The following is a 9,201-nucleotide window of genomic DNA, read 5'->3' on the forward strand; positions in this document are numbered from 1 at the left end:
CCCGCAGGCCGGCAGCGTTTGCGGGCAGTTTTCATTTCGGACCTGCACATTGGCACGCCTGGTTTCCAAGCCGAAGCTTTGCTCGATTTTCTGAAACACCACCCCAGCGATGTGTTGTACTTGGTGGGCGATATCGTGGACGGATGGCAACTGCGCAGGCGCTGGTTTTGGCCCCAAAGTCACAATGATGTGGTGCAAAAATTATTGCGCCGAGCGCGCAAAGGGTGCCGCGTGATTTATGTGCCGGGCAACCACGACGAGTTTGCGCGGCATTTTGTGGGCCATGCATTTGGCGGTGTCGAGGTGCTGCACGACACGTCACACACCACGGCCAAAGGCCTCAAGTTGTGGGTGGTGCACGGGGACCACTTTGATGGCGTGATTCAGTGCGCCAAGTGGCTGGCTTATTTGGGCGATTATTTGTACGAGCTGGCCTTGCGTCTCAACCGTCACCTCAACAGCTTCAGGGCGCGCATCGGCTTGGAGTACTGGTCCTTGTCGGCTTACCTCAAACTGAAGGTCAAAAAAGCGGTGAATTTCATCAGCGACTTTGAGGTGGCTGTGGCTCATGAGGCCAAGCGCCGGGGGTTTGATGGCGTGGTGTGCGGCCATATTCACCACGCCGAAATTCGCGATGTGAACGGCACCCTGTATTGCAACGACGGCGATTGGGTGGAAAGCCGCACCGCCTTGGTGGAGCACGCCGACGGTCGCCTGGAAATCATTCACTGGGCCGGTCAGGCAGTGGTTGTCAACGCCTTGCCCGCTCAGGCGGTGCCCGCTTGAAGCTGGCGCTGTTCAAGTCTTACTTGATGTCGGTCAAAGGCGAGGGGAAATAAGCCTTAGACTGTCACGTTTTTGTCATCAAAATGTCTTATTGGCTTTATAAGATGGTTTGAATTCATCAACGGTATGCCATGGTCAATTCAAATTCACAGATCATTTTTTCCGAGTTGTTACCGGAGTTTTTGCAACGCGATCTGAGCATTTTGGCTTTCAATGAGCGCGTGCTCGATTGGGCGCACCGACCCGAGGTGCCCGTGCTCGAACGCCTGAGGTATTTGTGCATCGTGTCCTCTAACTTGGACGAGTTCTTTGAGGTGCGGGCCGAGCCGCATGTGATGGGCAGTTTGCAGGCGATCACATCCGGGCAGTACACGAACGACAGCTTGAAGGCCATTGCCGACAAAACCAATACCATGGTGGCGCGGCAGTACGCTTTGTACAACGACGATTTGCTGCCTTCATTGCAGCGCCATGGCTACCGTTTGTTGTCACATGGTGAGCGCAATGCCGAGCAACGCCGTTGGGTGCGCAGTTACTTCCAGCGCGAGGTGCAGCCCCTGCTCGTGCCCGTGGGCCTGGATCCGGCGCACCCCTTTCCTCAAGTGGCCAACAAATCGCTCAACTTCATTGTGCAGTTGTCGGGCAAGGACGCTTTTGGGCGGTCCAACGAAATCGCCATCGTCAAGGTACCGCGCGTGTTGCCGAGGGTGATTGCCTTGCCGGACCGGGTGTGTGAGGGCAGCAAGGCTTTTGTACTTTTGTCCAGCGTGATCCGCGCCCATCTGGCCGAATTGTTCCCGGGACGTGAAGTCGGGCAGTTTTCTCAATTCAGGGTCACCCGCCATTCGGACCTGGCGGTGGACGAGGACGAAATCGCCAATTTACGCATGGCCCTGCGCCAAGGCCTGCAGCACCGCCACTATGGTCAGGCAGTTCGCCTGGAGGTCTCGTCCAACTGTGCGCCCCGTTTGGCAGAATTTTTGCACAAGGAATTTCGACTGCCCGAAGCTTCAGTGTTCCGGGTCAATGGCCCGGTGAACCTGGTGCGCCTGATGCAGTTGATTGATTTGGTGCCTGCACCAGACTTGCTGTTTCCGCCGTTCAAAGCCAGCTTTCCGGTCCAATTGCCTCAAAACGGCTCGATTTTTAACCGGCTCAAAGCGGGCGATGTGGTGATTCACCAACCCTTTGAAAGCTTTGACGGCGTGCTGGCCTTTTTGCGCGAAGCCGTGATGGACCCGAATGTGTTGGCCATCAAGCAAACCATTTACCGCGCAGGCAGCGACACCACCTTGATGGATTTGCTGCGCGAGGCGGTACGCCGGGGCAAGGAAGTCACGGCCGTGGTGGAACTCAAGGCCCGTTTCGACGAAGAGGCCAACATCAACTGGGCCGAGCAACTTGAATCGATCGGCGCGCAAGTGGTCTACGGCATCGTGGGCCTGAAAACGCACGCCAAAATGCTGCTGGTCACCCGCCGCGAAGGCCGCGTGCTGCGCCGCTATGGCCATCTGTCGACGGGCAATTACAACCGCCGCACGGCTGCGCTTTACACCGACATCAGTTACCTCACGGCCGACGCCGACATCACCGCCGACATGGACCAGTTGTTTGGGCACTTGGCAAGCCAAAGCCGTTTGCCCAAGATGAAAAGTTTGCTGGTCGCACCGTTTAATTTGCATGCCCAAATGCAGGCCCGCATTGAGGCGGTCGGCGAGGCAGCTGCGCGTGGCGCGACCGGGCGCATTGTCATCAAGATGAATGCCTTGACCGACCAGCCCTTGATGGAAGCTTTGCTGACGGCCGGGCAAAAAGGTGCCAAGATCGATTTGATTGTGCGCGGTGCCTGCATGTTGCCCGCCGGGGTGGCTGGTTTGAGCGACAACATCCGTGTGCGCTCGGTCATCGGCCGTTTTCTGGAGCACTCGCGGGTGTTTTACTTTTGCGCTGACCAGGACGAATCTCTGTACCTGTCGAGCGCTGACTGGATGAGCCGCAACATGACGCGCCGCATTGAGTTGGCATGGCCCGTGACCGACCCGTTGCTGCGCCAGCGCATCATTGATGAATGCCTGATCGCTTACCTGCACGACGGGCGCGACGCCTGGGACTTGGCCTCCGATGGCCAATACCACCGTGTCGGCTTGACCGCACCGGGGCCTGGGGCCCAAGAAGCGCTGATGCAGCGCTATGACGCATCGCCTGTTCAGGAGTGAGGGCCATGGATTTGATCGTGTGGCGGCATGCAGAAGCCCATGAGGCCGAGCCAGGCGAAGACGACATGCAAAGGGCCTTGACGCCCCGTGGGCGCAAACAGGCCGAGCGCATGGCCGCCTGGCTGGACGCCCAGTTGCCACAAGGGACCCGTTTGCTCAGCAGCCCCGCCGTGCGTGCCGAGCAAACGGTGCGTGCCCTGGGCCGCAAATACAAGGTCCGCGACGCCTTGTCGCCTGGCGCCAGTGTGGCGGATGTGCTGGAAACCTCGGGCTGGCCCGAGGCGCGTTACCCGGTCTTGTTGGTAGGTCACCAACCGGCGCTGGGAGGCATGGTGGCGCAATTGCTGGGCATGCCCGAGGCCGCATGCGCCATCCGAAAAGGCGCGGTGTGGTGGCTGCGCCACCGCATCCGCGAGGGCCAAGCTCAAACCGTTTTGATGGCGGTGACTTGTCCTGAGCGCTTGTGAGCTGCGCCTGAGTCAGCGCCTTCAGTCTTTGGCAGGCCGCCCGGTTTTGATGGTGGGCACGTTGGCCATGGCCTTTTTGAAAGCGGTGTCGGCCATGCCTGCCAGGGCCTGCAGGCCGGCGCGGATCAATTCACTTTTTTTGACTTCCACGCCCAAAGTCATGGCGCGTTTTTTCATTTCGGTGATTTGCAGCAACTCGGTCTTGGGCAGTGTGAAACTGTCGCGCACGACTTTGATCTTTTTCTCTTTGGACGCCTTGGCAGGGGCGGCCGTATTTTTATTGTCCGAGGCTTTGGGCTGAGGCGCCTTGGCCGGGCTGGTCTTGGATTTGGCGGGCGCGGCAGGCGGGGTCACCGCTGCCTTGGCCGATTTGACGGGCTTGCGCTGCGGTGCTTTGGCGGCGGTTTTGCGCGGTGCTTTGGCAGGTGTTTTGGAGGCGGGAGCTGCCTTGACAGCAGGTTTGGTGGGAGCTTTGCCAGAAGATGCGGCGCTGCCGGTGCTGGCAGCGTTTGCGCTTGGGGCAGAGGAAATGCTGGCGTCGTTCATGGTGTATCGACTTTCAAAAAAAATAACGGTGCATACAGTTTATACCGTTGTTTTTTATTCGGCAAGACATCTACCCTAAAAAATCCGGGGAATTTAGTCCGCCGATACCTGTAAAACCCAATCTGTCTTTTGCCAGGCGTTTTTCTCTTCGCGCAACAAGTGCGCCGATTGGGGCCAGAGCTCGGCCCAGTCGCTGTCCATTTGCAGGCTGGCGGTGCGCCTGTCCACATCGCACTGGATGTGCAAGCCCGACAAATCCGGATCGCGCCGGGCATGGCACAAAATGACCGCCAAGCGCAGCGCCATGAGTTGCTGCACGAATCGGGTGCTTTGCAGTTCGGCCTCGAGCTTGCGCAGCTTGCCCCGGTGGCCCAGTACCAATTGGCTCAGGCGATGCAGCTCGTCCAGGGTGAAGCCGGGCAGGTCGGTGTTGTCCAGGATGTAGGCGCCATGCTTGTGGTAGTCGCTGTGCGAGATGCGCATGCCGGTTTCGTGCAGCTGGCAGGCCCAGTGCAGTTTTTGCAAATGGCGTTGGCGTTCGTTTTGGGGCTGGTCGGCCCCCGACCCAATCATGGCTTCCAGCAGGCCCTGGGCTGTGCGTGAGACCCGATCGGCCTGCTGGGCATCGGTGCCAAAGCGTTGGGCCAACCAGCTGACCATGGACGAGCGGACATCCTGGGGGCTTTCACGGTCGATCAGGTCGTACAGTGCGCCGTGGCGCAGGGCCCCTTGCGCGGCATCCATCTCATCGATTTGCAGCAAATCAAACACGGCTTGCAACACCGCCAGGCCGCCACCGATGACGGGTTTGCGGTCTTCCTTGACGCCTTCCAGGCGCAAGTTGTCCAGCTTTTGGGCCTTGAGCAAACGCTCTTTGAGCCAAGCCAGGCCCTCGCGTGTGACACGCCCCTCGGGCCAGCCGGCCTGGGTCAAGATATCGGACACCGCGCCCACCGTGCCCGAGGAGCCGTAGCACTTGTCCCAGTGCTGGCGGTTGAAGAGGATGTGGGCCTCGTCGAGCACCGCCAGGGCCGCGATCTCGGCGGCCTTGAAGGCTTGGGCAGTCCACAGACCATCGGGAAAAAACTTCATGGACCAGCCCACGCTGCCCACACGGTAAGACTCCAGCGTACTGGCGGTGACGTGCCGGCCCAAAATCATTTCGGTCGAGCGCCCGCCGATGTCCACCACCAGGCGGCGCTCATCCGATTGCGGCAGCAGGTGCGACACACCCAGGTAAATGAGTCGGGCTTCTTCGCGCCCGGCAATCACCTCGATCGGAAAGCCCAAAATCTGTTTGGCCTTGACCAAAAACACCTCCCGGTTGCGGGCTTCGCGCAGGGTTTGGGTCGCCACAGCCCGGACTTGTTGGGGCTGGAAGCCCGCAATCCGTTCGCCAAAGCGGGCCAGGCATTCCCAACCCCGTGCCATGGCTTCTTCGCTCAGGTTGCGTTCGCTGTCCAAGCCGCTGCCTTGGCGCACGGTTTCCTTGATGTATTCCACGCGCCGCAGCTGGCCCGCATCCATCTGTCCGATTTCAAGGCGAAAACTGTTGGAGCCCAGGTCAATGGCGGCGTACAGGGAATGGGTTTGCATGGCGAGGGGTGGGGCGAGGGCAGACGGGCAAAGTGTGAATTATGTGACCGGATTGTGAAAGCCGGATGACATGGGCGCCTATCTGACGAGGTCAGCGGGCCTGGCGTGCTCGCTCAAGCTTCGGTCTGCACGCCCTTGGACGGTGCCCAGCGGTTGATCAAGGCCACCAGCGTGAGCAGCAGGCCTTGGGGCTTTTGGCCCACGTTCTTCACGGTGCGCCAGTCGATTTGCAACATCATCGGGAAAATCATCACCCAGATGAATACCGCCACCACCAGGTTGACCTGCGCAAATTCAAGGTCAGTCACAGCCTGAAACAGGCCGGGCTCCAGCAGGCCCAGGCCCAACCCGGCCGCAATGCCCAAAGCCACCCAAATCGACAAGAAGCGCTCAAAAATACCCATGGCTGATTGTCAGCTTAAAAAGAGCGGGGTTTTTGAGTCAGCTTTGATGCGGCTTAACCTTGGCCGTTTTTTGTAGGAGCCCACCCCGTGGTCGATCGCTTGCAGGGCGTGTGCCACGCCCATCGCCCACGGGGTGGGCTCCGACAGGGAGTGAAGCCTCTGCGTAGCGATGGGCAGGCTCAGCAGCAGCCTGGTTCGCAAGCCAGATTGAGCACATCACCACAGGGCACACCCTGGCAGCAGTGCGCGGTCAAAAAGTCCATCAGGCTTTGCATGGCGCTCAGGTCGGCGCGGTAGCGCAAAAACCGGCCTTCGCGCTGCACACTGACCAAGGCCGAGTGGTGCAGTTCCTTGAGGTGAAACGACAGTGTGTTGGCGGGAATATCCAGAGTTGCAGACAACTGCCCTGGCTGAATGCCTTCGGGCCCAGCGCCCACGATGGCGCGAAACACCTTGAGGCGTGAACTTTGCGCCAACGCCGCCAAGGCCTTGACGGCCACGTCCTCGTCCATGACGCTGAAAAGAGAAACGGGGTTCATGGTGTGACCTCTTTTTCAGTTGTGTGCGTGAGCAAGCCCATGGGCAAACGCAGTGTGGCCAGCCAGCACAAAAGCAGCATCAGCGCCGAGCCCAAGAGCGCATACATCAACCCGCCCCACTGGTACAAAAGGCCCGACAGCAGCGTGCCCATGAAGCGGCCCAATGCATTGGCCGCGTAATAAAAACCCACATCTTCGGCCGCTTTTTCAGAGCCCGCATAGGCCAGCACCAAGTAGCTGTGCACCGAAGAGTTGATGGCAAAGGCAAAGCCGAACAAACTCAGACCGCCCACCACCCACCACTGCAGCTGCGGCGCTTGCAGGTACATGGCCGCGGCAATGCCCAGCGGTATGAAGGTGAGCACCGCCGACCACCAGCGGGCTGCAGGCACTTCGCGGCTCAGGCCATCGGCGCTGCGGCGTACGATCTGTGGTGCCAAGGCCTGCACCAGGCCGTAACCAATGGTCCACGCCGCCAAAAAGCCGCCCACCATGGTGAAGGTCCAGCCCACCGAGTACAAAAACACCGGCACGCCCACCACAAACCACACGTCACGCGCACCAAACAAGGCCACACGGGCAGCCGCCAGGGCGTTGATGCCTGGGTTTTTGGCGAACAACTCTTTGGCCGAGCTCGAAGGCTTGCTCTTGCCCATCATGGGCGGCAGGCTGCTCACCACGCCGATCAGCACCAAAGCCAAGAGGCCCGCCATGGCCCACAGCGAGCCCTGAAAACCCAGCGTCTCTAAAAGCAAACCACCCAAGAAAAATCCAAAGCCCTTCATGGCGTTCTTGCTGCCGGTGAACCAGGCCACCCACTTGAACAATTGGCCGTTGCCTGTGTCCTTGGCTTGCGCTTGCGTGATCTTGATCGCCGATTTGCTGGCGGTTTTGGTCAGGTCTTTGGCCACGCCGCACACCCCTTGCGCCAGCACCACCCAGGCCACCGACATGGCGGCTGTCCACTCGGGTTGCAGGGCCGAGAGCAGACCAAAGCCGATGATCTGCGTGACCAAGCCCACCGTGAGCATGCGTGCAATGCCAAAGCGCGTGGCCAGCCAGCCGCCGATCAGGTTGGCCAGCACGCCCGCGCCTTCGTACAGCAAGAACAAAAAGGCCAGCGTGAACGGCGAGTAACCCAACTTGTAAAAGTGCAGCAACACCAACATGCGCAAAGCGCCGTCGGTCAGGGTGAAGCCCCAATAGGCGGCGGTCACGATGCCGTAATTGCGTTCAGCGGCGTTCATCTCAGATGCCGACGTCGTGCATGTGGCAAGCCAAGTCCACCATGCGGCAAGCGTAGCCCATCTCGTTGTCGTACCAAGCATAAATTTTGAGCAGCGTGCCGTCGGTGACCAAGGTGGACAGCGCGTCCACAATGGCGCTGCGTGTGTCACGGGCGTAATCCACGCTCACCAAAGGGCGCTCCTCGTAACCCAAAATGCCGGCCAGTGGGCCTTGGGCCGCAGCGGCAAACAAGGCGTTGACTTCTTCGGCGCTGGTTTCGCGCTTCATCTCAAACACGCAATCGGTCAGCGACGCATTGAGCACCGGCGCGCGTACCGCGTGGCCGTTGAGCTTGCCCTTGAGTTCGGGATAAATCAGGGCAATCGCTGTGGCGCTGCCGGTGGTGGTGGGAGCCAGGCTCACCATGGCGCTGCGGGCGCGGCGCAGGTCTTTGTGTGGCGCGTCCACCACCAAGTTGGTGTTGGTCGGGTCGTGGATGGTGGTGATCTGGCCGTGCTTGATGCCAATGGCTTCGTGCACGACTTTGACCACCGGGGCCAGGCAGTTGGTGGTGCACGATGCCGCCGTGACGATGCGGTCTTTGGCGGGGTTGTACAACGTGTGGTTGATGCCCACCACAATGTTCAGCACATCGCCCACCTTGATGGGCGCGGCCACGATCACGCGCTTGGCGCCCCGGTCCAAGTGGCCTTGAATCGTTGCAGGCGTCAAAAACTTGCCTGTGCATTCGAGCACCAGGTCCACACCCATGTCACCCCACGGGATGTCAGCCGGGTTGGCGAGCGATGAAAAGCCGAGGGTCCGTTCACCGATGCGGATCAGGCTGTCGCCCTCGGCTTCGATGCGCTCGCGCCATTTGCCTTGCACGCTGTCAAACGCCAGCAAATGCGCGGTGGCCGCAGCGCCGCCTTTGAGCTCGTTCAGGTGCACCACCTCCAGGCGGTTGCCTGCGCGGGGGTCGTCCGACTGGCGCTCTGCCGCACCCATGGCCGCACGCAGGGCCAAACGGCCGATGCGGCCCATACCGTTGATACCGACTTTCATGCTGGATCCTTCGATGATTCTGGAAATGTCAATGTCATGACTTTGCCACTTCTGCGTGACAAAACCATGACAAGTCTGCAACCCAGCCCCATCGTGGGCGTGATGCCCTCGCAGAAATGGGTTTTTTGACATCAAGAAGTCACACAAAGCCCTTTCAATCGTTGAATTTTTAAGGAGTTTTCATGTCGCATCACGATCACGATCCCGTCTTCAACACCTCCAACAATCCCCATTTCCAAGACGTATTGGCCCAATCGCTGCAAAACCCTGCACGCCGTGGTTTGTTGCGCGGTGGTCTGGGCTTGGCCGGTTTGGCCATGCTGCCCGGTTGCGCCAGCATGGTGTCGGGCATGGC

9 protein-coding genes are annotated in these 9,201 nt (G+C 59.9%); 3 read left to right on the forward strand and 6 right to left on the reverse strand.

The genetic code is table 11. The annotated features are described in order from the left end of the window. From ACIQ47_RS13025 to ACIQ47_RS13035, 3 genes are all read left to right on the forward strand, one after another. On the forward strand, window positions 1–786 hold a 786-nt coding region (locus ACIQ47_RS13025; protein ID WP_396438526.1), incomplete at its 5' end, for a UDP-2,3-diacylglucosamine diphosphatase. A gap of 131 nt (window positions 787–917) precedes the next feature. Continuing rightward, window positions 918–3,002, forward strand: a complete 2,085-nt coding sequence (gene ppk1, locus ACIQ47_RS13030; RefSeq protein ID WP_396438527.1) for a polyphosphate kinase 1 — start codon at window positions 918–920, stop codon at window positions 3,000–3,002. Between the two features lie 5 nt (window positions 3,003–3,007). Then, window positions 3,008–3,469, forward strand: a complete 462-nt coding sequence (locus ACIQ47_RS13035) for a SixA phosphatase family protein (protein ID WP_396438528.1) — start codon at window positions 3,008–3,010, stop codon at window positions 3,467–3,469. Window positions 3,470–3,490: 21 nt separating this feature from the next. Here the strand turns inward: ACIQ47_RS13035 and ACIQ47_RS13040 are convergent, their stop codons facing one another. The 6 genes from ACIQ47_RS13040 to ACIQ47_RS13065 form a co-directional block, all read right to left on the reverse strand. Further along, window positions 3,491–4,015, reverse strand: a complete 525-nt coding sequence (locus tag ACIQ47_RS13040; protein ID WP_396438529.1) for a hypothetical protein — start codon at window positions 4,013–4,015, stop codon at window positions 3,491–3,493. Between the two features lie 93 nt (window positions 4,016–4,108). Further along, window positions 4,109–5,611 (reverse strand): exopolyphosphatase, encoded by a 1,503-nt coding sequence (gene ppx / locus ACIQ47_RS13045; RefSeq protein WP_396438530.1) that lies wholly within the window; start codon window positions 5,609–5,611, stop codon window positions 4,109–4,111. A gap of 113 nt (window positions 5,612–5,724) precedes the next feature. Next, on the reverse strand, window positions 5,725–6,015 hold the full coding sequence (locus ACIQ47_RS13050; RefSeq protein WP_396438531.1) for a hypothetical protein: 291 nt from the start codon (window positions 6,013–6,015) through the stop codon (window positions 5,725–5,727). A 179-nt stretch (window positions 6,016–6,194) separates the two neighbouring features. Then, window positions 6,195–6,527, reverse strand: a complete 333-nt coding sequence (locus ACIQ47_RS13055; protein ID WP_296293719.1) for a helix-turn-helix transcriptional regulator — start codon at window positions 6,525–6,527, stop codon at window positions 6,195–6,197. 23 nt (window positions 6,528–6,550) lie between these two features. Continuing rightward, a complete protein-coding gene (gene arsJ, locus ACIQ47_RS13060; RefSeq protein ID WP_396438532.1) occupies window positions 6,551–7,801 on the reverse strand; it encodes an organoarsenical effux MFS transporter ArsJ in 1,251 nt (416 codons plus the stop codon). 1 nt (window position 7,802) lies between these two features. Then, window positions 7,803–8,846, reverse strand: coding sequence for an ArsJ-associated glyceraldehyde-3-phosphate dehydrogenase (locus tag ACIQ47_RS13065; RefSeq protein WP_396438533.1), 1,044 nt, complete (start codon window positions 8,844–8,846; stop codon window positions 7,803–7,805). Window positions 8,847–9,201: the final 355 nt, after the last annotated feature.

It is taken from the genome of Limnohabitans sp., from assembly GCF_044373035.1.
Classification (GTDB): domain Bacteria; phylum Pseudomonadota; class Gammaproteobacteria; order Burkholderiales; family Burkholderiaceae_C; genus Limnohabitans_A.